Annotated in this window: 25 protein-coding genes; 12 read left to right on the forward strand and 13 right to left on the reverse strand. The window is 74.5% G+C overall.

The window, feature by feature from the left end; genetic code table 11:
- Nucleotides 1-275: 275 nt before the first annotated feature.
- A complete protein-coding gene (locus tag AC3WT4_RS17945; protein ID WP_167405775.1) occupies nucleotides 276-1,556 on the reverse strand; it encodes a threonine/serine exporter family protein in 1,281 nt (426 codons plus the stop codon).
- A gap of 53 nt (nucleotides 1,557-1,609) precedes the next feature.
- Nucleotides 1,610-2,026: a hypothetical protein gene (locus AC3WT4_RS17950; RefSeq protein ID WP_492316115.1), complete on the reverse strand. Its 417-nt coding sequence runs from the start codon at nucleotides 2,024-2,026 to the stop codon at nucleotides 1,610-1,612.
- A 124-nt stretch (nucleotides 2,027-2,150) separates the two neighbouring features.
- On the opposite strand from AC3WT4_RS17950, the gene AC3WT4_RS17955 reads away from it, so the two are divergent.
- Both AC3WT4_RS17955 and AC3WT4_RS17960 read left to right on the forward strand, forming a co-directional pair.
- Nucleotides 2,151-2,873 (forward strand): antibiotic biosynthesis monooxygenase, encoded by a 723-nt coding sequence (locus AC3WT4_RS17955; RefSeq protein WP_492316116.1) that lies wholly within the window; start codon nucleotides 2,151-2,153, stop codon nucleotides 2,871-2,873.
- Between the two features lie 29 nt (nucleotides 2,874-2,902).
- The gene (locus AC3WT4_RS17960; RefSeq protein WP_492316117.1) at nucleotides 2,903-4,507 is read left to right on the forward strand and encodes a mechanosensitive ion channel family protein; all 1,605 of its coding nucleotides are present in this window, start codon (nucleotides 2,903-2,905) and stop codon (nucleotides 4,505-4,507) included.
- 54 nt (nucleotides 4,508-4,561) lie between these two features.
- Here AC3WT4_RS17960 and surE read toward each other — a convergent pair whose 3' ends face one another.
- The 5 genes from surE to AC3WT4_RS17985 all read right to left on the reverse strand — a co-directional run bounded on the left by surE (nucleotide 4,562) and on the right by AC3WT4_RS17985 (nucleotide 9,064).
- Nucleotides 4,562-5,326, reverse strand: coding sequence for a 5'/3'-nucleotidase SurE (surE, locus tag AC3WT4_RS17965; protein ID WP_492316118.1), 765 nt, complete (start codon nucleotides 5,324-5,326; stop codon nucleotides 4,562-4,564).
- A gap of 60 nt (nucleotides 5,327-5,386) precedes the next feature.
- On the reverse strand, nucleotides 5,387-6,397 hold the full coding sequence (locus AC3WT4_RS17970; RefSeq protein WP_108050032.1) for a 1-phosphofructokinase family hexose kinase: 1,011 nt from the start codon (nucleotides 6,395-6,397) through the stop codon (nucleotides 5,387-5,389).
- A gap of 9 nt (nucleotides 6,398-6,406) precedes the next feature.
- The gene (locus AC3WT4_RS17975) at nucleotides 6,407-7,294 is read right to left on the reverse strand and encodes a glycerophosphodiester phosphodiesterase (RefSeq protein ID WP_492316119.1); all 888 of its coding nucleotides are present in this window, start codon (nucleotides 7,292-7,294) and stop codon (nucleotides 6,407-6,409) included.
- Between the two features lie 26 nt (nucleotides 7,295-7,320).
- Nucleotides 7,321-7,884, reverse strand: a complete 564-nt coding sequence (locus AC3WT4_RS17980; RefSeq protein ID WP_061269353.1) for a TIGR03086 family metal-binding protein — start codon at nucleotides 7,882-7,884, stop codon at nucleotides 7,321-7,323.
- A 121-nt stretch (nucleotides 7,885-8,005) separates the two neighbouring features.
- A complete protein-coding gene (locus AC3WT4_RS17985) occupies nucleotides 8,006-9,064 on the reverse strand; it encodes a 2,3-butanediol dehydrogenase (protein WP_074805905.1) in 1,059 nt (352 codons plus the stop codon).
- 266 nt (nucleotides 9,065-9,330) lie between these two features.
- On the opposite strand from AC3WT4_RS17985, the gene AC3WT4_RS17990 reads away from it, so the two are divergent.
- The gene (locus AC3WT4_RS17990) at nucleotides 9,331-10,476 is read left to right on the forward strand and encodes a VanZ family protein (RefSeq protein ID WP_492316120.1); all 1,146 of its coding nucleotides are present in this window, start codon (nucleotides 9,331-9,333) and stop codon (nucleotides 10,474-10,476) included.
- On the opposite strand, the gene AC3WT4_RS17995 is transcribed toward AC3WT4_RS17990, so the two are convergent.
- Nucleotides 10,463-10,645 carry a hypothetical protein gene (locus AC3WT4_RS17995; RefSeq protein ID WP_074805561.1) on the reverse strand — a complete coding sequence of 61 codons (183 nt, stop codon included), beginning with the start codon at nucleotides 10,643-10,645 and terminating at the stop codon, nucleotides 10,463-10,465. The genes AC3WT4_RS17990 and AC3WT4_RS17995 overlap by 14 nt on opposite strands.
- 264 nt (nucleotides 10,646-10,909) lie before the next feature.
- Here AC3WT4_RS17995 and AC3WT4_RS18000 point away from each other — a divergent pair, with 264 nt between their 5' ends.
- Nucleotides 10,910-12,523: a class I SAM-dependent methyltransferase gene (locus AC3WT4_RS18000; RefSeq protein ID WP_492316121.1), complete on the forward strand. Its 1,614-nt coding sequence runs from the start codon at nucleotides 10,910-10,912 to the stop codon at nucleotides 12,521-12,523.
- Nucleotides 12,524-12,757: 234 nt separating this feature from the next.
- Nucleotides 12,758-13,363, forward strand: a complete 606-nt coding sequence (locus tag AC3WT4_RS18005) for an ASCH domain-containing protein (protein ID WP_492316122.1) — start codon at nucleotides 12,758-12,760, stop codon at nucleotides 13,361-13,363.
- 69 nt (nucleotides 13,364-13,432) lie between these two features.
- On the opposite strand, the gene AC3WT4_RS18010 is transcribed toward AC3WT4_RS18005, so the two are convergent.
- Nucleotides 13,433-14,032: a pyridoxamine 5'-phosphate oxidase family protein gene (locus tag AC3WT4_RS18010; protein WP_074805567.1), complete on the reverse strand. Its 600-nt coding sequence runs from the start codon at nucleotides 14,030-14,032 to the stop codon at nucleotides 13,433-13,435.
- 48 nt (nucleotides 14,033-14,080) lie between these two features.
- On the opposite strand from AC3WT4_RS18010, the gene AC3WT4_RS18015 reads away from it, so the two are divergent.
- Nucleotides 14,081-14,695: a DinB family protein gene (locus AC3WT4_RS18015; RefSeq protein WP_492316123.1), complete on the forward strand. Its 615-nt coding sequence runs from the start codon at nucleotides 14,081-14,083 to the stop codon at nucleotides 14,693-14,695.
- 25 nt (nucleotides 14,696-14,720) lie between these two features.
- On the opposite strand, the gene rlmC is transcribed toward AC3WT4_RS18015, so the two are convergent.
- A complete protein-coding gene (gene rlmC, locus AC3WT4_RS18020; protein WP_492316124.1) occupies nucleotides 14,721-15,845 on the reverse strand; it encodes a 23S rRNA (uracil(747)-C(5))-methyltransferase RlmC in 1,125 nt (374 codons plus the stop codon).
- A gap of 244 nt (nucleotides 15,846-16,089) precedes the next feature.
- Between rlmC and AC3WT4_RS18025 the strand changes: the two genes are divergently transcribed.
- Complete coding sequence (locus AC3WT4_RS18025; RefSeq protein WP_492316125.1) at nucleotides 16,090-17,736, forward strand: glucan endo-1,3-beta-glucosidase; 1,647 nt, start codon at nucleotides 16,090-16,092, stop codon at nucleotides 17,734-17,736.
- Between the two features lie 114 nt (nucleotides 17,737-17,850).
- Here AC3WT4_RS18025 and AC3WT4_RS18030 read toward each other — a convergent pair whose 3' ends face one another.
- Both AC3WT4_RS18030 and AC3WT4_RS18035 read right to left on the reverse strand, forming a co-directional pair.
- The gene (locus AC3WT4_RS18030; RefSeq protein WP_492316126.1) at nucleotides 17,851-18,138 is read right to left on the reverse strand and encodes a DUF4287 domain-containing protein; all 288 of its coding nucleotides are present in this window, start codon (nucleotides 18,136-18,138) and stop codon (nucleotides 17,851-17,853) included.
- A 71-nt stretch (nucleotides 18,139-18,209) separates the two neighbouring features.
- Nucleotides 18,210-18,449 (reverse strand): three-helix bundle dimerization domain-containing protein, encoded by a 240-nt coding sequence (locus AC3WT4_RS18035; RefSeq protein WP_492316127.1) that lies wholly within the window; start codon nucleotides 18,447-18,449, stop codon nucleotides 18,210-18,212.
- Between the two features lie 193 nt (nucleotides 18,450-18,642).
- Here AC3WT4_RS18035 and AC3WT4_RS18040 point away from each other — a divergent pair, with 193 nt between their 5' ends.
- A complete protein-coding gene (locus AC3WT4_RS18040) occupies nucleotides 18,643-19,104 on the forward strand; it encodes an ATP-binding protein (RefSeq protein ID WP_021479821.1) in 462 nt (153 codons plus the stop codon).
- 300 nt (nucleotides 19,105-19,404) lie between these two features.
- Complete coding sequence (locus AC3WT4_RS18045; RefSeq protein ID WP_492316128.1) at nucleotides 19,405-19,641, forward strand: hypothetical protein; 237 nt, start codon at nucleotides 19,405-19,407, stop codon at nucleotides 19,639-19,641.
- A 331-nt stretch (nucleotides 19,642-19,972) separates the two neighbouring features.
- Here AC3WT4_RS18045 and AC3WT4_RS18050 read toward each other — a convergent pair whose 3' ends face one another.
- A complete protein-coding gene (locus AC3WT4_RS18050; RefSeq protein ID WP_400111669.1) occupies nucleotides 19,973-20,245 on the reverse strand; it encodes a hypothetical protein in 273 nt (90 codons plus the stop codon).
- A 365-nt stretch (nucleotides 20,246-20,610) separates the two neighbouring features.
- Between AC3WT4_RS18050 and AC3WT4_RS18055 the strand changes: the two genes are divergently transcribed.
- The 3 genes from AC3WT4_RS18055 to AC3WT4_RS18065 are packed head-to-tail and all read left to right on the forward strand — an operon-like array spanning nucleotide 20,611 to nucleotide 21,858.
- The gene (locus AC3WT4_RS18055; RefSeq protein WP_108050013.1) at nucleotides 20,611-21,030 is read left to right on the forward strand and encodes a hypothetical protein; all 420 of its coding nucleotides are present in this window, start codon (nucleotides 20,611-20,613) and stop codon (nucleotides 21,028-21,030) included.
- 11 nt (nucleotides 21,031-21,041) lie between these two features.
- Nucleotides 21,042-21,737, forward strand: coding sequence for a hypothetical protein (locus AC3WT4_RS18060; protein ID WP_363374959.1), 696 nt, complete (start codon nucleotides 21,042-21,044; stop codon nucleotides 21,735-21,737).
- Nucleotides 21,730-21,858 carry a hypothetical protein gene (locus AC3WT4_RS18065; protein ID WP_257418193.1) on the forward strand — a complete coding sequence of 43 codons (129 nt, stop codon included), beginning with the start codon at nucleotides 21,730-21,732 and terminating at the stop codon, nucleotides 21,856-21,858. Before AC3WT4_RS18060 ends, AC3WT4_RS18065 begins: the two co-directional genes overlap by 8 nt.
- Nucleotides 21,859-21,985: the final 127 nt, after the last annotated feature.

Raw genomic sequence — 21,985 nt, forward strand, 5'->3', positions numbered from 1 at the left:
GTGGTCAAGCGGACGATCCGATCATCGGGTCGTGGTCGCGGACGGTCGAGCGCGGCGCGCTCCGGTCCCTGGGCACCTGCGCAGGGGAGCGCGGGGTGACCACGACGGCGTGCGGTCGGGCGGGACGCGAGCGCGCCCTCTCACCACGACGCCGACAGGCACGGTCTCGGGGCGGACCGCGGAGGCCTGTCGGCTGTTCCATCTTCAACTAGACGGACGTCCAGAGAGGTGGGCTCACGAGGGGAACCCCCGCGAATGGCGTGCGGACCGTGTGCTCAGGACGTGAAGAGGGTACGTGTCACGCGTCCTGCATCGCGCGTGACGGCCGATCCGACGAGCGTCCCGAGCGCGATCCCGAACACGGCGACGACCGCGTTCGCGATCTCCTGCGCGGCCTCGGGGCCGCCGTTCACGAGGTCCGAGAGGCCCAGGAGGCTCAGCGCACCGGGGACGAGGAGCCAGAACGCGGGCAGCGTCGTGACCGCCGCGGGCGGCCCGTGGCGCGAGCGCTCGACGAGCGCGGCGAGCGGGGCGATGACGAGCGCCCCGAAGAACCCGGCGAGGGGCGCCGCGGCGAGCGACCCCAGGAGCTGGGCCGCGTAGGCGCCGAGCAGCACGAGCAGCACCCAGGGGAGCGACCCGCGGGGGGACGACGCGAAGAGCATCTGCCCCAGCCCGACGGCGAGGATCCCCACCCACGGCGCCCACCACCCGAGGTGCTCGCCCTGCGGCGCCGCGACGAGCGGCCCCCCGACGGCGGCCCCGGCGACGACGCCGAACACGAGGAGCAGGAGCTGCGCGACCCCGTAGACGAGCCGGCTCGCCCCCGCGACGATCTGGTTGCTCGTCAGCTCGATCGCCGCGACGGTGAGGACCGACCCGGGCAGGAACGACACGAGCGGCGGGACGAGCACGCTCAGCGGGTCGTCGCCCAGTCGCGGGTGCACCACGTCCACGGCGAGGAGCGTGACGACGAACGCCGCGACGACGGGCAGGGCGGTGGCGAGCGTCGGCCAGCGCGTCCCGAGCCAGCGCAGCGCCCCGACGAGCAGGCCGAGGGCGAGGTAGACGGGCAGGAGCGGGCCCGTCGGGTTGAGCACGAGCCCGAACCCGACGGTGAGCAGGCCGTGCCCGACGACCGTGAGCGCGGGCCCGAACCGGGGCGGGCGCGCGACGATCGCGCGCAGCTGCGCCCGTGCGTCGGCGAGGGGGACGTCCGACGTGCGCAGGCGGCGCACGAGTGTCATGAGCGCCCCGATCTGGTCGAGGTTGAGGCCGCTCGCCTCCGCGGCCGAGAAGTCCGCGACCGCGCCGCTCGCGGTGCTCACCCGGACGAAGACGCCCGTGGGCAGGACGAGGGTGCCGACGGTCGAGGCGCCCGAGCGCCGGGCGACCGCCTCGAGGTCGTCCTCGACGTCGGTGACCGAGCGGCCGGAGTCGAGCAGCGCCGTCCCGAGCTCGCGTAGGAGGGGAACGAGGTCGGGCGAGACCTCGGGCGGCTCGGTCTCGACGGCGAGGGGCGGCTCGTCGCCCAGCGCGCGCAGGACCCGGCGCACGACGGCCGGGGCGCGCCGGACGTCGTCGAGCCAGGTCGCGTGCCGGCGGCGGGTCAGGGCGGGTCCTCCGTGCTCACGGCGACGAGCGCGAGCAGGGCGTCCGCGTAGGCGTCGGCCGCGTCGGCGGCGCGGTGCTCGGCCGCCTCGCCGAGGACCTCGGTGCGCACGACGTACCCGTCGGCGGTCCGTTCGAGCGCGCGGAACGTGCCGCCGAGCAGCTCGCGGAGCTGACCCTCCAGCGGGTGCCACAGCGCGTCCTCGAGCGCGACGGAGTCGAGCGCCCACTCCGTCGTGCCGTTGAAGCCCAGCACGACGCCGGTGTCGAACTCGTGCGGCTCGATGGTCATGTCGCTCACGGTGAAGACGTCGCCGTCGGCGCCGGTGGTGAGGAGGCGGAAGCGGTCGCCCGAGGCGGGGGACCACCGCACGCCCGCGTCGCGCAGGGCGAGCGCGAGCTCCCACGAGATCATGCCTGCCACGGTAGGCCCGGCCCGGACGACGCGCGCGTCGGCCCGCGTCCCGACCTGCGGGACGATCCGTCCCGCGCCCGCGCGCGTTCACGACCCGGAAACACCCGCGCCGTTGACTCGTCCCATGACCCACGACGTCCCCGGGGACGCGCGGCGGACCGGCGGCGACCCCGCCTCCGCCCTGCCCCCGAGCCCGCCCACCCGACCCCGATCCGGGCCGCCCGTCACCGGCGCCGGTCCCGTGACCGTCGCGATCGAGCGCCGCGTCCGGCCCGAGAACGTCCCCGCCGTCACGCGCTGGGTGCAGGACGGGGTCAACCTCGCCAACCGCTACCCGGGCTTCCTCGGCTCCGGCTGGGTGCGCGCGTCCGCCGGGTCGCACGACTGGCACATGCTCTACCGGTTCGCGGACGCCGCGACGCTCGACGCGTGGGAGACGTCGTCGGACCGGGTGGGCTGGCTCGCGCAGGGCCGGGACCTCGTCGAGGAGACGCGGGTCGAGCGCCGCACGGGCATCGAGGGCTGGTTCGACGCCCCGACGACGCCCGCGCCGTCGCCCGCGACGTCGAGCGCGGCGGTCGCCGCGGCGCCGCCCCGCTGGAAGCAGTCCGTGAGCATCTGGCTCGGGTTCTTCCCGGTGAACCTCGCGTTCACCGTGCTCGTCGGGAGCACGGTCCCCGCGTGGGACGACGTGCCGGTCGTCCCGCGCGTGCTCGCCACGACGCTCGTCCTCACGCCCGTCATGACCTACCTCGTGCTGCCGCGCGTCACGCGGCTGCTCGCCCCGTGGCTGGCCCGCCCCCCGCGGTCCCGGGTGCCCCGCGCCCGCCGCCCGGCCCGGAGGTGACGGTCTCGCACCCTGCCTAGCCTGGGGGGATGGACACCGAGCTCGAGAACACGACCGACGTCCTCGTCACCCTCGGGGCGGTCGCGGCGGGCGTGGTCCTGGCCTTCGTGCTGGGGACGGTGATCTCGGCCGTCGTACGGCGGGCCGGGCGGCGCAGCGAGCTGGCCCGGGACCTGTCGCGACGGCTCCGGCGACCGGACCGCGCGGTCCTCACCGTCGTCGCCGTCTGGATCGCCGTGCGCGTCACCACCGACGCCGGGACGCCGTGGCGGCCCGCCGTCGAGCACCTGCTGCTCATCGCGCTCATCGTGGTGGGCGCGTGGTGGGTGGGCGCGATCGCGTTCGTGCTCGAGGACTCCGCGCTCCAGCGCTACCGCATGGACACGGCCGACAACCGGCACGCGCGCCGCGTGCGGACGCAGATCACCGTGCTGCGGCGGCTCACCGTCGCGGTGATCGTCGTCTGCGCGGTCGCGGGCATCCTGCTGACGTTCCCCGCCGCGCGGGCGGCGGGGGCGAGCCTGCTCGCGTCGGCCGGGCTCATCTCCATCGTCGCGGGGCTCGCGGCGCAGACCTCGCTCGCCAACGTCTTCGCCGGCATGCAGATCGCGTTCACCGACGCGATCCGCGTCGACGACGTCGTGGTGCTGGAGGGCGAGTGGGGCCGCATCGAGGAGATCACGATGACCTACGTCGTCGTGCACCTGTGGGACGACCGCCGGCTCATCATGCCGTCGACCTACTTCACGACGACGCCGTTCCAGAACTGGACCCGGCGTGCGGCCGACCTGCTGGGCACGGTCGAGCTCGACCTCGACTTCGAGGTGCCGGTCGGCCCGATGCGCGCCGAGCTGCGGCGGCTGCTCGGGCTCACGGACCTGTGGGACGAGCGCGTCGGCATCCTCCAGGTGACCGACGCCGTCGGGGGCCTCGTGCGCGTGCGCGCGCTCGTCAGCGCGCACGACGCCCCGACGCTGTTCGACCTGCGGTGCTTCGTGCGCGAGGGGCTCGTCGACTGGTTGCAGCGCGCCGCGCCCCAGGGCCTGCCGCGCACCCGGCTCGAGCGCGCGGTGGACGCCCTGGACCTCGACGGACCGGACGAGCGCGACGGGCTCGGCGCCGCGGGTCCGGACGCGCCCGGCGGCCCCGGTCGCGACGCCGCGGACGACGACGGTCCCGTCGCCCCGGCGCGCCCGCCCCGGCTCCCCGCCGAGCGGGGTGCGCGCCGTGCCGACGCGCCCGTCGTGCTCGGCACGATCCGGCGCGCGGGCCGGGGCGCGGGCGCAGCGCCGAGCGAGGACCCGACGCGGCTCGTCGGGGTCGTGCCGGGCCCCGAGGACGGCGCGGGTCGTCCCGGCCACGCCGGAGCGCGGGCGACGGACGGGAGCGTCGACGACGCCGAGGCGCCGGGCAGCACCCGGCCGCTGCCCGCCGTCGGGCACGACGACGACCTGCCCGAGGCCGCGGAGTCCGCCTTCTTCAGCGGGACGCCCGAGGGCGAGGAGCGCTCGCGGGCGTTCGCGGGTCCCGGCCAGGACGTCATCGAGGAGCGCGAGCGCACGGCCGAGCACGAGACGGTGCCGGACGACGACGCCCCCGACCACGGGACCGGCGACGGTCGAGCACGGGCCTGACGACCGGATTCGCCGCGACGCGGTCGCGGACCCCGTGCTCGACGGCGGGGCTCGTCAGGGGAGGGGCGGGATCTCCATGCTGGTGTCTGCGTAGGGGGCGACGAGGAGCGTCGCGGTCGCCCAGCCGCGCGTCAGCAGGCCCGTGTCGGAGTCGGGCTCGGAGTGCCGCTCGGTGCCCGAGTACTGGAGCACGAGGTGCCGGTCGCCGTCCTCGTGGATGTTCGCCTGGACGAGGCCGAACGACGCGAGGGGCGCCTGCCGCAGCCCGCGCAGGCGGTCGGGGGCGACGTCGGGCACGTTGACGTTGAGCGTGCGGCGGTCGAGCGGGACCCCGGCGGGCGCGTCGTCCATCCACGCGAGCACGTGGTCCGTGACGAGCCGCGCGGTGTCCCAGTGGCGGGGCTCGGCGGCGTCGACGGACACGGCGAGCGAGCGGATGCCGTGCGTCATCGCGGACAGCGCCGCGCCGACGGTGCCCGAGTGCAGGATCGCGTTGCCGGTGTTCGCGCCCTTGTTGGCGCCCGAGAGCACGAGGTCGGGCCGCGGGCCGAACCCGCCGTAGGCGGCGACGAACGCGATGAGCGCGGGCGCGGCGCGCACGGCGTAGGAGGTGACGTCGTCGGGCAGGCCGGGCGCCCGTCGTGGCTCGACGGCGAGCCGGCCGTCGCGCTCGGCGCCCAGCAGCGCGGCGCTCGCGCCCGACGACTCCCGGGCGGGCGCCGCGACGACGACCTCGTACCCGGCGTCGAGCGCCGCCCCGGCGAGCACCGCCAGGCCGGGGGAGTCGATCCCGTCGTCGTTGGTCACGAGTGCGCGCACGAGGTCCTCCTGGTGGTCGGGTCCGGGTTCTGCTGCGGGGTCACGCTCCGCGAGGTGGCGTCAGGTCACGTCCTCGACCGTGACGCTGCGCGCGAAGCGCTCGATCTGGTCGCGGCGGCCCGTCCCGAGGCCGCGCCGCGTCACGTTGAGCGCCCCGGCCGCGGCGCCGAGACGCACGGCGTCGGGCAGGCCGAGCCCGCGCCCCAGCCCGACGGCGATCCCCGCCGTCATCGAGTCGCCCGCGCCCCGGTGGTCGACGGTCGTGACGCGGGGCGTCGTGACCCGGTACGTGTGCTCGCGCGTGACGAGCAGCGACGGGTCGTGCGCCCGGGACACGACGAGCGCGCGCGGGCCGGCGTCGACCATGGCGCGCGCGGACCGCAGGAGCGACTCCTCGGACTCGTCGTCGCTGAAGCCGCCCTCGACGAGCTCCTCGTGGCTCATCTTCAGCACGACCCCCGGCGCGTCGGCCACGGCCCGTGCCTGGTCGGCGGAGAGGTCCGCGACGACCTGGCGGTCCGAGGCGTGCAGGTCGTGGGCGAGGCGGCGGAAGAACGACGCCGGGACCCCGACGCCCGTCTCCGAGCCGGTGAGGATCGTGACGGCCGCGTCGAGCGCGCTGACCAGGACGGTGCTGTAGAGGTCGTCGACCTCGTGCCGGTTCAGGGGGTAGGGGTCCATCGTCACGAGCTCGGTGCGCTGGCCGCTGCGCCGGTCGTGGACGAACGCCCCGTTGCCGCCGGTGCCGACGGTGCGCAGCTCGAGGTTCTCGGTGCGGGCGAGGTGCGCCGCGACGCTGCCCGTCTCGCCGCCGAACGGCCCGCAGACCACGACGTGCGCCCCGAGAGAGTAGGCCATGCGGGCGAGCCACAGACCCTGTCCGCCCGGGTGGACGTGCACCTCGGGCGACGTCTCGGTCGGCCCGGCGGGCTCGATCTCGATCGCGAGCAGGGGCGTCAGGGCGAGCACGCACACCGCGGGCGAGCGGGGCGCGCCGCCGGACGCGGCAGGGCTCGTCGCGGTGCCGGGCGGGTGCGCGCCCGGGGGCGTCGGCGGGGTCGTCGCGCTCATCCGTCGAGGCTAGGGCGACGCGGCGAGGTCCACCTCTCGGGCGCCCGCGCGCCCGCCGGGGCCGAGCCGCGCGTCGAGCCAGCCGACGAGGCGGTCGGGTCGGTCGGTCATGATGCCGTCGACGCCCTGGACCAGGAGGTCGTCCCACTCGTCCGGCGTGTCCGCGGTCCACACGTGCACGCGCAGGCCCGCGTCGCGCAGCGTCCTCACGAGGCCCGGCTCGTGCGCGAGCAGCGCGACCTCCGGGTTGCACGCCACGACCTCCAGGTCCGCGCACACCGCGACCAGCTCGTCGAGGCTGTCCGGGTGCAGCGCGAGGAGCAGGGCACGGTCGAGGTGCGGGGCGGCGTCGCGCAGCGCGGCGACCGTGGGCGGCCAGAACGACTGGACGACCACGCGGTCCCCGATCCCGGTGGCGTCCACGACTCCCGTCACGAGCGCCGCGTCGTCGAGCGTCCACACGCCCTTGAGCTCGACGAGCAGCTCGAGCCCGGGCCGCTCGGCGACGAACTGCGCCGCCTCCTCGAACGTCGGGACGCGCTGGCCCGCGAACGCCCGCGCGAACGACGACCCGGCGTCCAGCGCCCGGACCTGCGCCAGCGTCAGCGCGTCCACGCGGCCGGTACCGTCCGTGGTCTCGTCCACGACCTCGTCGTGCAGCACCACGACGTGCCGGTCGGCGGTGAGGTGCACGTCGAGCTCGATCGCGTCCGCGCCCGCGCGCCACGCCGCCTCGAACGCCGCGAGCGTGTTCTGCGGCGCGACGGACGAGCTGCCCCGGTGCCCGACGACGAGGGGCCGGCCCGCGCGGTCGGCGGCCGGTTCGAGGAGACGGGGGCGGCGCGGTGGGTCGGACGGCTCCGCGGGCGTCCCGGGTGCGGTGCGGTCGAGCGGCATGGTGCCAGTCTCGCGCGGGGAGGTTGTCAGCGCGCGCGGCCGGTGAGCGCGAGGAGACGCGTGAGGTCGTCGGCGCCGTCGTCGACGTCGAGGGGGCCGCGGAAGAGCGGGCCGGGTTCGAGGAACGTCGAGCGCGCCTCGGCGTAGCGGAGCGCCCACGCGACGAGCGCCGGGTCGACCTCCTCGTCCCCGCCCGTCGCCCGGGCGAGGTCCCACGCGTGCACCACGAGGTCGAAGGTCATCTGCGCGCAGTACTCCGCGCCCGACTCGTCGCCGTACGAGAGGTGCACGCGACGGTCCAGGGCGTCGGGCGCGAGGAACGCCTCGCGTGCCTGGACGGACGCGTCGACCCAGCGGTCGACGGGGTCGTCGCCGAGCACGTCGCCGTCGAAGACGCCGCCGACGTCCTCGATCCAGCGGCCCGCGAGGAGCTCCGGGGCCCACAGCTGCTCGGCCGTGACGTGGTTGACGAGGTCGCGCACGGTCCAGTCCGCGTCGGGCGTGGGGAGCGGCCACCGGTCGTCGCGCAGCGGGCGCACGAGCGCGTCGAACGCGCCGATCGCGTCGCCGTGGGCGGCGAGGACGTCCATGCGGGCCTCCCGGGGCCGGGTGCTGCGGTGAGCCTCCACCGTGGCACGCCCCGTCGCGCGCCGCAGGTCGAGCAGCGCGGCCCGCGGCCCCCGGGGACGGTGGGGGCCGCGGGCCGCCGTCTCACACCGACACGACGATCTTCACGTGGTCGTCCTTGTGGTCGATGAGCTCTCGGTACCCCTTCTCCACGACGTCCTCGACGGCGATGCGGCTCGTCACGAACGGGGCGAGGTCCACCTTGCCCTCCTGCACGAGCCGGATCACGGCCGGGTGGTCGTCCGCGTACCCGATCGCGCCCTTGATGGTCAGCTCGCGGAGCAGGACCGTCATGACGTCGAGCGTCGGCGGCTCGGAGAACAGCGCCACGATCTGGAGCGTGCCGCCCGCCTTGAGCGCGTGGGTCAGCGTGTCGAGCACGGGCTGCGCGCCCGAGCACTCGATCGCGACGTCCGCGCCGCGGCCGTCCGTGAGCTCGAGGACGCGCGCGGCGACGTCGACCTCGCGCGGGTCGAGGACGTCGTCGGCCACCCCGGTCTCGAGCGCCTTGGCCTTGCGCGCCCCGCTCACCTCCGTGACGATCGCGCGTGCCCCGATCGCGTGGAGCACGGCGCACGTGAGCAGGCCGATCGGTCCCGCGCCGCCGACGAGGACCGTGTCGCCCGCCTGCGCCCCCGAGAGGCGGACGCCGTGGTACGCGACGGCCAGCGGCTCGATGAGCGCCGCCTGGTCCAGCGGGACGTCGCCCACCGGGTGCACCCACCGCCGCTCGACGACGACGTGCTCCGCCAGCCCGCCGCCGCGGCCCGAGATGCCGATGAAGCCCATCTTCACGCACGCGTTGTAGAGGCCGTCGCGGCACGGCGGGCACTCGCCGCACACCATGAACGGCTCGACGACGACCGCGTCCCCGACCGCGAGGCCCTCGACGCCCTCGCCGAGCTCCTCGACCACGCCGGAGAACTCGTGCCCGAACACGACGGGCAGCGTCTCGCCCGACAGGGGGTGCGGCTGCGTCTCGGACGGCGCCGGCGGGAACGGGCCCTCGAGGTAGAGGTGCAGGTCCGAGCCGCAGATCCCCGTCCACGCGGGCCGGATCTTCACGGTCCCCGGCCGGGTCTCGGGCTCCGGGACGTCCTCGATCCGGAGGTCTTCCTTGCCGTGGTACCGCGCCGCCTTCATCGTGCTCACCTCGTCCGTCGTGCCGCGCGCACCGGTCGGTGCGCGGCGGCCGGTCCGGACCGGTCCTCGGTGCACCCGCGGCGACCCGTGATCCCGACCGCACCTCCACGGTAGGCGGGCGCCCTCGCCCCGGGCTGCGCCGAAGGTCCCGCCGGACGGGGCCGGTCGTCGTCGACCGCGATACTGGGGCCCGTGACGCCGAACCCGACCCCGGTCCCGACCGTGACGCGCGCCGCGCGCCGTCCCGCGCAGGGCGGAGCCCGCGCGTGACCGACCGGTGGACCTGGCCCGCGTACGTCGGCCTGCTCGGGGGCGCCCTGCTCTTCGCGGCCTTCCTCGTGCCCGCGCTCGCGTGGCAGTACCGGCGGTACGGCCGCCTGAGCGGCCGGCGTCTCGTCGGTGCGGCGGCCGTCGCGGTCTACGGCGTCGCGCTCGTGGCGTACACGCTCCTGCCCCTTCCCAGCGGCGACCTCGCGCGGTGGTGCGCGCAGTACGGCGTCGCGGGCGCGGAGCTCGTGCCGTTCCACTCGCTCGCGGACGTCCGGCGGGACACGGTCGGGCTCGGGCTCGGCGCGACCCTGCGCAGCACCGCCGTGCTCCAGGTGGTCTTCAACGTTGTCCTGTTCGTCCCCTGGGGCGTGCTCGTGCGGCGCTACCTCGGCCGCGGGGTGCTCGTCACGACGCTGTCCGGCCTGCTCGTGTCGCTCCTCGTCGAGACGACCCAGTACACCGGGATCTTCGGGATCATCCCGTGCTCGTACCGCGTCGCCGACGTCGACGACGTGCTGACCAACACGCTCGGCGCGCTCCTCGGGGCGCTCGCGGCGCCCCTCCTGCTGCGCTGGATGCCGCGCGCGGGAGAGCTCGAGGCGCGCCGGGAGGAGGCCCGCCCGGTGACCGTCTGGCGGCGGTGGCTCGGGATGCTGCTCGACGCGCTGCTCGTCACGGCGCTGGGCGTCGTGCTGCAGGTCGCCTACCGCACGGTCCTCTACGCGCTCGGGCGGCCGCTGCCCGACGGCGCGGACTGGGCCCAGTGGCTGCTCGGCACGCTCGTGCCGTTCGCGGTCGTGTTCGTGGTGCCGACGTTCTTGGGCAGCGGCGCCTCGTGGGGCCAGCGGACGGTGTGGCTCGCCCCTCGCTGGGCCGGTCGGCGCGGCACGACGGCGCAGCGCGTCGCGCGGGCGGCCGCGGGCGGCGCGCTGTGGGGAGGGCTCGGTCTGCTGAGCGACCTGCCGGCCGGTGTGCCCGCGGCGGCGGGGGTGGCCGCCTCGGTCGCGGCGCCGCTCGCGGCCCTGTTCGCGGTGGTGTCGGTCGTCGCGGTCCCGTTCACGCGGGGGCGCCGCGGGCTCTCGGGCGCGGTGAGCGGGGCGGAGCTCGTGGACGCGCGGGAGGTCCCGGTCAGCCCTCGGTGATCAGCCCGACGAGCAGGGCGACGGCGCCCCAGACGACGAGGCCGCCGCCGACCGCGATCGCGATGCCGCTCGCACCCGTCGACCCGGCGCGGCGCGCGCCACGGACGGCCGTCGCGGCGATCGCGAGGCCGGACACGACGAGCACAGCCCCTGCCACGATCCAGAACATCGCCCATACCGTCGCATACGCCATGCCGTGCTGCATCGTGGACGAGCGTCCAGTTCGGGCGTGTCGCGGTGCGAGGACACGTGCCCGGACCCGCGGAACCGCGCCGTTCCGCGCCTCGTGAGCGGCCACATCCCGGATGCGGCCGCGCCACGTGCTGCGCCGGGCGGCCCGAGACGTGAGACGGGTCGCACCCAGGGCTGCGGCTGTCAGCCCGAGACGTGAGACGGGTTGCGCCCGGGTGCCGCCTGGCCGCACCGTGTGCGGGTGCCTCTCCCGACCGACGGCCCGCCCGTGCGCCGCATCCTCTTCCCCGGCCGCCACCACGTCGTCACGCGCTACCAGGTCGACTACCTCCGTGCGCTGCGCGCCGGGCTGGTGCACGACCTCGACGGGCGGCGCGTACGTTGCGCCCCCGACGTCGAGGTCGTCTGGGTCGTGACGTCCGCCAACCACGCGGGCACGCGCCGCAACCCGCTGCCCGGGCACCGGCGCGAGGCGCTCGTCGAGAACGTCACGACCCGGGAGGGCCTCGCGTCCGTCGTCGTGCCCGTGCCCGACGTCGCGCCCGACGACCGCTTCGCCCACCTCGTCGTGACGAGCGTCGCGACCGCGACCGGCGTCGCGCCCGACCCCGCCGACACCGTCGTCGCGTGCTCGACGCCCGCGCTCGTCGACGCCTACCGCGCCCTCGGCTACCGGGTGGCGGGGGTCGAGCTCGACGTCGCCGAGCCGGGCGGCGACCTCCCCGCGCGGCCGTGGGACGTCGTCGAGCAGATCGCCGCGGGGGACGAGCGCTGGCGCGACGTCGCGCACCCCGCCGTGCCGGAGTTCTTCGCGCGCTACCGGTTCGTCGAGGACGTGCGGCGGATCTTCGCCGACCCGGTCGTGTCCGGCGACGGCGACCTCACGTCGACCCGCGACTACCGCACCTACGCCGCCGCGTTCGAGGACGCGTCGGCCCGCAAGTGGGCCCAGGTCGCCCCGCACGTGCGGCCCGGGCGGATCGTCGACATCGGGTGCGCGACGGGCGGGCTGCTCGAGCACGTGGCGCGCGAGCCGCGCCTGCACGAGTCGGACCTGTTCGGGGTCGACGTCGCGCGGCACCTCGTCGCGGAGGCCGAGCACAAGAAGGCGCAGGGCGTGTTCGCGAACCCGCACGTGTGGTTCGTGCAGGCCAACATCCTCGACCGGTCCGTGATGCCCGACGCCTCCGTCGACACGACCCTCACCGTCGCGCTCACGCACGAGGTGTCGTCGTACGGGGACGGCGTGCGCGACGTCGAGACGTTCGCGCGCCGCGTCCACGCGCACACGCGGCCCGGCGGCGTGTGGATCAACTCGGACGTGTGCGGTCCCGCCGAGCCGGACCGGGTCGTCGTGCTCACCCTGCGGACCGACGACGGCGCCCCCGCGACGGGCCACGGGCCCGGGGGCGCACGCACCGACCTCGACGGCCTCTCGCGCGAGGACGTCGCGGCGTGGGTCGGGGCGCTCTCGACCGACGCGCGGCTCCTCCAGTTCGCGCACGACTTCCCTCGCCTCTCCGGGTCCGAGTTCCGGCCCGAGCGCGTGCGCCCCGGGTCGTGGCGGCTCACGCTGCGCGAGGCGATGGAGTTCCTCACGCGCAAGGACTACGTCGACAACTGGCTGTCCGAGAGCCACGAGCGCTTCTGCGACCTCACCGGCCCGCGCTGGGCGGACCTCCTCACCGCCGCCGGGTTCGAGCTCGAGCCGGGGAGCGGGGCGTGGCGCAACGAGTGGGTCGTCGAGCACGCGTTCGCGCCCGTCGCCACGCTGCGGGACGCCACGACCGGCGACCCCGTCGACTGGCCCGACACCCACGTCCTCACCGTCGCCCGCCGCCCCGAGCTCGCCTGACCCTGCCTGGCCGTGCCCGACGCGCCGAGGGAGAACCCGGGCCTGCGAGGGAGCCCCGGCCGCGCGAGGTAGAGCCCCGGCCTGCCGAGGTAGAGCGCTGGTCCCGCGAGGTCGAGGCCCGGTGGCGCGGGGTAGACCCGTGGTCGTGACCTCGGCTCTACCTCACCTGGCCGGGGCTCTCCGACCGGGACTCTCCCCCGGGAGAGCGTGGAGGTGTGGTCGTACGCTCGGAACGTGCTCCTCGACGCCCGCACGCTGCGCGGCCTCCAGGACCGGACGGTGACGTTGGCGTTCCGCCGCTGGACGACGCCGCGCGTGCGCGTCGGGACGCTCCAGCGCACGCGCGTCGGCGTCGTCGAGGTGACGTCGGTCGAGCGCGTGCCCGTCGGTCCGGACGGCGCGCCCGTCGTGTCCGACGACGAGGCGCGGCTCGCGGGGATGACCTCGCCGGAGCGCGTGCTCGCTCGGGGCGCCGGGCGCGAGGGCGACCTCTACCGCGTGGGCCTGCGGCTCGCCGGCCCGGACCCGCGCGTCGCGTTGCGGGAGGACGCGGACCTCGACGCGGACGCCGTCGAGCAGCTCCGCACCGCGCTGGCGCGGAAGGACCGGGCCGCCGCGGAGCCGTGGACCCGCCGGTACCTCGAGCTGATCGGCGCGCACGAGGGCGTCGTCGCGCGCGAGCTGGCCGCCGGGCTGGGGATGGCCCGCGACGACTTCAAGGTGCGCGTGCGTCGGCTCAAGGAGCTCGGCCTCACCGAGAGCCTCGACGTCGGGTACCGCCTCTCGCCGCGCGGGAGGGCCTACCTCGCCGCGACGGAGGGCGACGACCCTTCCTCGTGAGGGCTACCTCGGGGGACCGGGGCTCTACCTCGGCGAGGTAGAGGCCTGGTGGTGCCCGACGGCGAGCCGTCAGCGCCCGAGGGCCTCGCGCGGCGTCGTGTCCGGGGCGCGGGAGCCGTCGCCGATCGCCGGGAGGCCGTCGATGCTCGTGGTGTTCTTCGTGACGCGGTAGGCCTCGAGCTGCTCCGGGGTCTTGCGGTCGGCCCAGCGGTCGAGCAGGTCCCGGTCCTCGACGAGCGCCATGCGGGGCACGGAGAACCCGCACGAGTCGGAGACCCGCGTCACGTCGACGACCACGACGCCGCGCTGGCCCGCCGTCTCGCGCTTGGGGAAGCGGGCGCGCAGCGCGTCGAACTCCGGGGTGCCGGCCTCGACGTACCGACCGGTCCCGTGGAAGCGGACGATGTTCGGCGGGCCGTCGAACGCGCAGAACATCACGACGATCCGGCCGTTCTCGCGCAGGTGCGCGGGCGTCTCCGCGCCCGAGCCGGTGTAGTCCAGGTAGGCGACGCGGTGCGGCCCGAGCACGGCGAACGTCCCGGCCATGCCCTTGGGCGCGACGTTCACGTGACCGTCCGCCGCGAGCGGGGCGGTGCCGACGAAGAACACCGGCTGCGCGAGGACGAACGCCGCCAGCCGGTCGGTGATCTCTGCGTGCACGGTGGCCATGAGGGGAGTCTGGCACCGGTGTGGGAGGGCGTCGGTAGCGTCCGGTGGATGAGCACGAGGACGGCACCGGACCACGACCCGAAGGCGACGCTGCTGCGGTACCTGAGCCGGGAGCGCGACGCGCTGCTCGCCACGGCGGAGGGGCTGAGCGAGTACGACGTCCGCCGTCCGCTCACGCGCACCGGCACGAACGTCCTGGGCCTGGTGAAGCACGTGGGCAGCGTGCAGCTCGGCTACCTGCACGAGGCGTTCGGCGGCACGCACGACCTCGACATGCCGTGGTTCGCCGACGACGCCGAGGTGAACGCCGACATGTGGGCCACGGCGGGCGAGAGCCGGGAGGAGATCCTGGAGCTCTTCCGCCGGTCGTCGGAGCTGTGCGACGCGACGGTGGCGTCGCTCGACCTCGACGCGCCCGGGCACGTGCCGTGGTGGCGCCCGGCGAACCGCGACGTCACGCTTCACCAGGTGCTCGTGCACGTGCTCGCGGAGGTGGCGCACCACGCCGGGCACGCCGACATCGTGCGCGAGCTCGTCGACGGTGCGGCGGGGAACGGCCCGAGCAGCCTGCCCGCGCTGGACGACGACGAGTGGGTCGCCTACCGCGCGCGGGTCGAGTCCGCGGCGGTCGAGGCCTCCCGCCGCGCGGGGGAACGCCCCTGAGCGGCGCTCGCGACCACGGTCGGGGTCAGGCGCGCTCGAGCAGGACCGCGACCTCGTAGTGCGACGTCTGCGGGAACATGTCGAGCACGCGCGCCTCGCGCGGCCGGAGCGACGGCATGAGGGCCAGGTCGCGCGCGAGCGTCGTCGCGTTGCAGCTCGAGTAGACGACGTGCCCGACGCCGGACCGCTCCAGCCAGGTGCTGAGCGTCTCCCCGATGCCGCGCCGCGGCGGGTTCACGACGACGAGGTCCGGCACGTCCTGCCGTGAGAGGGCGAACGCGGTCGCGTCCTCGGCGAGGAAGATCGTGCGGTCGAGCCCGGCGTCGCGCGCGGTGAGCCGCGCGCTCGCGACGGCCTCCGCGCTCGTCTCGACGCCGACGACGTCGCGACCGGGCCCCGCGACGTGCAGCGCGAACCCACCCACGCCGCAGTAGAGGTCCCAGACCGAGGCGGGTGCGGCGTCGTCCACCCAGGCCCGGCCCTGGCGGTAGAGGGCCGCGGCGACGTCGGTGTTGGTCTGGAAGAAGCTCTGCGGGCGCAGGTGGAGGTCGATCCCGTTGACGTGCATGCGCAGCGTCTCGGCCTCGGTGAGGACGATCTCGGTCTCGCCCTCGACGACGGCCTTGTGCTCGGGGTGCAGGTTCACGGACACGACGCGCAGCGACGGGAGAGCGTCGAGCAGGGACGGCAGGTGCTTGCGGACCCGCGGCACGGACTCGGTGGACCGCAGGACGAACCGCGCCATGAGGTCGCCGTCGGGGGAGAGGGTGACGAGCACGTACTTGAGCTCGCCGCGCCGGGAGCGGACGTCGTAGGGGACGAGCCGCGCGCGCGTCACGAACTCCGCGAACGCGGGGAACGACGCCTGGAGCGCGGGCGGGTAGAGGGGGCAGTCGGTGAGGTCGACGCCGCCGCCCTCCGCGAGGATCCCGAGCACCGGGGCGTCGGTGGTGCCGGTGACGACCATCTTCGCCTTGTTGCGGAAGCCGGACTCCGCCGACTCGACCGTCGGCAGCCAGGCGAGGTCCGGGGCGAGCGGGGCGAGGAGCTCGGCGCAGTGCTCCTGCTTGCCGGTGACCTGCGCGGGGTAGGCGAGGTCGAGGAGGGTGCACGACCGGCACCGGCCGGCGTCGTAGTGGTGGCACTGCACTCGTTCGAGTCTACGGGCGACCTGGGTCCGTCCCGAGGCGCGCGGACGCGCCCGGACCGCGGCGGCGTCCCGCGCGGACGTGGCGCGAGGTGCGCCGCAGAAACGTGAGGGAGCGCTCCCTGGCGTCGTGAGCCGCCGTCCGTTACCGTCGTGGCAGCGCTTCCACACCTCCTGTGGCAACGCTGTCGCCGGGACGGTCCGGCGACCGGTTTCGACGGAGCAACCGAACAGGAGCAGATCCCGTATGCCTCACGACAGGAAGAACAGCAGCAGACGAGCGTGGGCCGCGCTGTGCGCCGTGGTCCTCGCGGTGAGCGGGGCGCTGGTCGGCGTGGCGGCGCCCGCGAGCGCGGTCCCCGCGACCATCCCGCTGACGATCACCAACGACTCGGGCAGGGGGCCGATCTACCTGTACGTCCTCGGCGAGCGCGACGGCGTCGCCGGCTGGGCGGACGCGGGCGGCACGTTCCACCCGTGGCCCGGCGGGGTCGGGCCCGTGCCCGTCCCGGCGCCCGACGCGTCGATCGCCGGACCCGGCCCCGGTCAGTCCGTGACCATCCGGCTCCCGAAGCTGTCCGGGCGCGTCTACTACTCCTACGGCCAGAAGATGACGTTCCAGATCGTGCTCGACGGCCGGCTCGTCCAGCCCGCCGTCCAGAACGACTCCGACCCCAACCGCAACATCCTCTTCAACTGGACCGAGTACACGCTCAACGACGGCGGCCTGTGGATCAACAGCACGCAGGTGGACCACTGGTCCGCGCCGTACCAGGTGGGCGTCCAGCGCGCCGACGGGCAGGTCCTCAGCACGGGCATGCTCAAGCCGAACGGCTACGAAGCGTTCTACACGGCCCTCGAGAGCGCGGGGTGGGGCGGGCTCGTGCAGCGCGCGCCCGACGGGAGCCGCCTGCGCGCGCTCAACCCGTCGCACGGGATCGACGTCGGGAAGATCTCCTCGGCCTCGATCGACTCCTACGTCACCGAGGTGTGGAACTCGTACCGCACGCGCGACATGGTCGTCACCCCGTTCTCCCACGAGCCCGGCACGCAGTTCCGCGGCCGGGTCGACGGCGACTGGTTCCGCTTCAGGAACGGGTCCGGGCAGGAGGTCGCCGCGTTCAAGAAGCCCGACGCGTCGAGCGTGTACGGGTGCCACAAGGACCTCCAGGCGCCCAACGACCACGTCGTCGGGCCGATCGCCCGCACCCTGTGCGCGGCGCTCGTCCGCACCACGGCGCTGACGAACCCGAACCAGCCCGACGCGAGCAACGCCGGCTTCTACCAGGACGCCCGCACCAACGTCTACGCGAAGCTCGCGCACCAGCAGATGGCGAACGGCAAGGCGTACGCGTTCGCGTTCGACGACGTCGGCGCGCACGAGTCGCTCGTCCACGACGGCAACCCCCAGGCGGCGTACATCAGGCTCGACCCGTTCACCGGCACGGCGACACCCATCGGGAACGGCGGCAGCACAGAGCAGCCGGGCACCCCCGGCGGTCTGCCCACCGGGACGGGTGCGCTCCGCATCGGGAGCACCCTGTGCCTCGACGTCCCGTGGGCCGACCCGACCGACACCAACCAGGTCCAGCTCGCGACCTGCAGCGGCAACGCGGCGCAGCAGTGGACACGCGGCACCGACGGGACCGTGAGAGCCCTCGGCAAGTGCCTCGACGTCGCGCGCAGCGGGACGGCCGACGGCACCGCCGTGTGGATCTACACGTGCAACGGCACGGGCGCGCAGAAGTGGACGTACGACTCCGCGACCAAGGCGCTGCGCAACCCGCAGTCCGGGAAGTGCCTCGACGCCCAGGGCGGCGCACCGCTGCGTGACGGCCAGAAGGTCCAGCTCTGGACCTGCAACCAGACCGACGCCCAGCGCTGGACGCTCTGACCGCGCCCGTCGCCTGAGCCGCCCCGCGCCCCGGTGCCCGACGACGCCGCTCCCGGGACGTCGTCGGGCACCGGCGTGCGGGCCGGGGAGGGCCCGTGCCGGGCGCGCCGGGTGTCAGGTCGGCCGGGTCGCCTTGCCGTCGAGCCACAGCGTGTCCGAGTCGTCGCGGTGCGAGCCGTCCGACCCCACGTGCTTCGACGAGATCTGCGGACCCTTCGTGATGACGTGGACCATCGCCATGCCGTGCCCGCGTCCCAGGCCGTAGTCGTCCCGGAGCCACTCGAGGATCGGGGCCGCCTTCGTCGTCTCGTCGAACCCGCGCTCGTGCGCGAGGTCGACCAGCTGGCGCGGGGTCAGACCGGTCTTGTCCTCCACCGCGTCGAGATAGGCCTGGAAGGACATGCGAGCTCCTCGTCGTCGGGGCAGGTCGATCGACCCGCCGCGAACGTACCGACGACCGCCCACACGCGGACTCATCGGTCGGGGCGCACGCTCCCGCGGGGCGGCCGGTGCGCCCGCTCGCCCGAGCGCAGCACGTCCATCACCGCGTTCTCCACCAGGACCGGCACGAAGTCGCGCACGTGCGCGGCCTGGTACCGGCCCAGCTCCGCGAGCACCTGCTCGCGGACGTCGTCCACCGGCACGTCCGGGAAGCGCGCGCTGACCCGCTCCACCACGACGTCGATCTCGCGGTCCTCCTCCTCGATCGCCATGGTCCGACGGTCCGGCCGCACCCCTCCCGCGCGCAACCAACAGGGGATGAACAGGTGGCGGCCAGCCGCCGATCCGTCCGAGGCCGACGGCAGCGCGCTGCCGTCGGCGAGCCGGACGGGACGGGGTGCGGGTCGGGGGTTCGCGTGTCAGGGTGGCCGCTCCGCTCCTTCAAGCTGCTGGAGGTACCCCCGCGTGGACGACCAGACCCTGATCGACGTCCCCCTCGACGACGCCGACCTCATCACGTCGATGCCGCCCGAGGAGTACCAGCTCGTGGAGGAGTGGGTGCTCTCCACGACGGAGGAGCTCTCCGCACTGCGCGCCGGCCTCGTGGCGACGCTCGAGAGCCAGGGTGTCGCGTCGACCGGTCGGCTCTCGTCCACGCCGGACAAGCTCGTCCTCATCGCCTCGGAGCTCGCCACCAACGCCCTGCGCCACGGCCTGCCCCCGACGATCGTGCGCCTCGCCCGCAGCGGCGACCGGTTCCTCCTCGAGGTCGCCGACCACGACGTGTCCACCGAGCCCGTCTACGCCGGGCGCCGCATCCCCGGCGCGGGCGGCGTCGGCCTGCACATGGCCCGCCAGCTCTCGCTCGACGTCGGCTGGTACCGGACCGACGACGTCAAGACCGTCTGGGCGACGTTCACGGCCTGAGCGTCTGCCGACCACGGCTCGGGGCGCCGACCGGCGGTCCATCAGGGCGTGGGCATCCACCGGGCCGCGCCGTGAGAGACGCCGCATCACCGCTCCTGGTCCCGCTCGTCGGCGGCGACTGGGGCGACGCCGCACAGGCCGCCGGCGCGCTCGGCCTCGTCGCCGTCCTGTCCCTCGCGACGTTCCTCTGGTCCCTCCCCGAGCTCGGCGCCGGTCGGGGCCCGTGGGCGGCCGTCCTCGACCGGCGCCGGCCAGGACGTTCGGGCAGACCCGCGCCGCCTCGCTCGCCACCGCGACCCTGTGGTCCGACGTCTCCTGGCCCTCGTCATCGTCCAGTCGCTTGCGGCCGGGCTCACGACCCTGGCCCTCGCGGCCAGCGCGCAGCTCCCCGAGGTGATCCCGCTCGTCGACGTCGAGCCCCTTGTCCCTCAGCGTCCGGGCGACCTCATCGCGAACGTCTCCACCGCGGACACGCGGGCCGGGCTCGACTCGCTCGCGGAGCGGATCGCCGCCGAGCATCGACGATCCGATAGCTGACGCAAGACGCATCGTCGTTGGCGCTGGGGAGTGACTACACCTCAGCGCACGCCTCGCCATAGGACGGGTGCCCGGCGACGACGAACGTCGAGCCGTCGGACTCGAGGACGCTCACGTGCTCGGGGCTGGTGCCTCGGAAACGGAGAGGGCGGAGAACGCTGCCGAACTCACGGCAGCACTCGACGAGTTTCTCCAGCTTGCCCGCCGCGACGTTGGTACAGGCGCGCCCGCGACGGGGCCCGCCCCCGTGCATCTCTGGGTCGCCAAGAAGGACGTTGGGGGCGGACCAGCGAGCGAATCTCCCGATCGTTAACCCCGCGTGGACGGGCGCCTAGACAGCGAGCAGGGCGGCGTCCGTGTCCGGTGTCTGGGTGTCCGTCCGTCGGGCCCGGACCGCGGACACCCGGGCGCAGACGCTCGTCCGGCCGAGGCCGAGCTCGTCGGCGATCGCGCGTCCGGACAGGTCCGTCTTCAGCGCGAGTAGGTCGATCTCGTCGAGGCACTCGGCCACGCGGCCGCGGGCAGCCGTCCGGATCCTCCGGACACCGTCCGGGTGTCCGCCGTCGGTCCGGGTGTCCGCCGTCTTGCTGTCCATGGTGAGCACCCACACGAGCGTCCACGCGAGCCGGGCGCTCTGTCCGGGTGCGCGCGCAGGAGCGCGGCCCTGCCGAGGGCATCCCGGTGCGGGCGTGGGTCACGCAGCGCTAGAGCGGCGAGGCGCGCGTCGACGGTGAGGCTGTCGCGTGGGCGGGCCGCCAGGTCCACGTGCGCTACCTGTTACCGGCTATCGGCTCTGTTTGCGCAGGTCAGGCAGTCGAGTGGAGCTCTGACGGTGCCCGTAGCGCCTACTGCAGAGCCGGTCGGGTCGGGGCTTCCCGAGACAAGGATCACGGTCGGGCGTACTGTCCCAGGCACCAGCAGGGGGCTGCAGGAGTTCGCGCGCGCTCCCGAGGAGAGAGGAGCGTAGAAATGAACGAATCGATCGCTTTGCGTACACGCAAGGGGTTGATCCCCCTTGCTGTGCTGGCAACAATCCTGGTTGCCCTACTCGTCGGCGCTCGCCCGGCAGCCGCAGCAGCGGCGTGCGCAGCTGCTGAGAACGCCCAGGCCGAGGTTTCCCAGCTTCACGTCGCCAGCGAGCTCCAGGGCATCGATGAGCGGAGCGCTGTCGACACCGATGACGGCGGTGTCATCGTCACGCCGCAGGTCATCACCTGGACGCCCTACGACGGTTTCCACATCACGTCGTCTGCGAACTGTCAGTCCCGTATGGCGTACCTGAAGAAGGTGGCACCGGACTTCAAGTCATGGAAGTGCCAGCGGTTCTACGTGCCGGGCTGCCCGACCGGGTACTACTACTGGATGGTCATGGTGGGGACGAACTACTGAGCGCCATCACCGTGATCGAAGGGCTGCAGCCGGGGTCACGAGTGGTGGCCGCCGGACTCCCCATTGTGGTCGAGGGCGAGACAGGCCTCGCCCTCGACCCGGAACATGCCCAGACTGCCCCTTACGACTCGCCATGGACGGTAAGGGCCACGTGGCCCGATTCACCCGAGCTCACCCTGCGGCCTGACGAGCTGCTGAAGGTGCACGGGATCTGGGACGGCTCCGGCATCGCAGTTTCGCGCGTCACGGTCACGCGCAAGGAGCGCAAGCCCCGCCAGCAAAGAGCCCCTGCCGGCAGACCGATCGAGCCATCGCGCTACGCCATCCTGCGAAAGGCGCTCGACGCGCTCACGGCCGCGGACCTGCTCGCCGCAGTGCACACCACGTCACGGAGCGACCTCGTCGGCAGCTTGTGTGTGTTCGACGCCCGCACCGCCCAACGCGTGCTGCGCGCGGAGGGCATATCAGTCACCCAGTTCCGGATCGTCCGGTGCCGGTGGAGCCGAACCGAGTTGGGGACGGCACGCGGCCTGTACGCGCACGTCCCCGACGAACTGCTCAGCGCCTTCGGCGAAGCGGTGACAGAGCAGGTGCAGCCGCAGGTCCTCCTCGAGGTGAAACTCGTGACACTAGACCTTGCGCGAGCGGTCTCTGATCTTCCAACGGGCCTTGTCAAGGTGACCCCGTACATCCGACCTGATGCCTGAGGGCACGGGCGTGGCACCGACGCATGAACCCGACGAGGACCGTTTAGCCGGGGAATACGTCTCGCGCGAGGGGCGCGAGGGCTGGGCGTGGCTGTGGGCCGACGCCGTCGAGCGGCGCTGACCCGCGCGGGCAGACAGACGCGGGTCCGCCCGCGTGGGAGGTGTCCTACACGGCGAGCAGCACAGCGTCCGTGTCCGGCGTCCGGGTGTCCGTCCGCCCGGCCCGGACCGCGGACACCCGAGCGCAG

This window comes from Cellulosimicrobium sp. EB106-03-01-XG111, assembly GCF_058792115.1.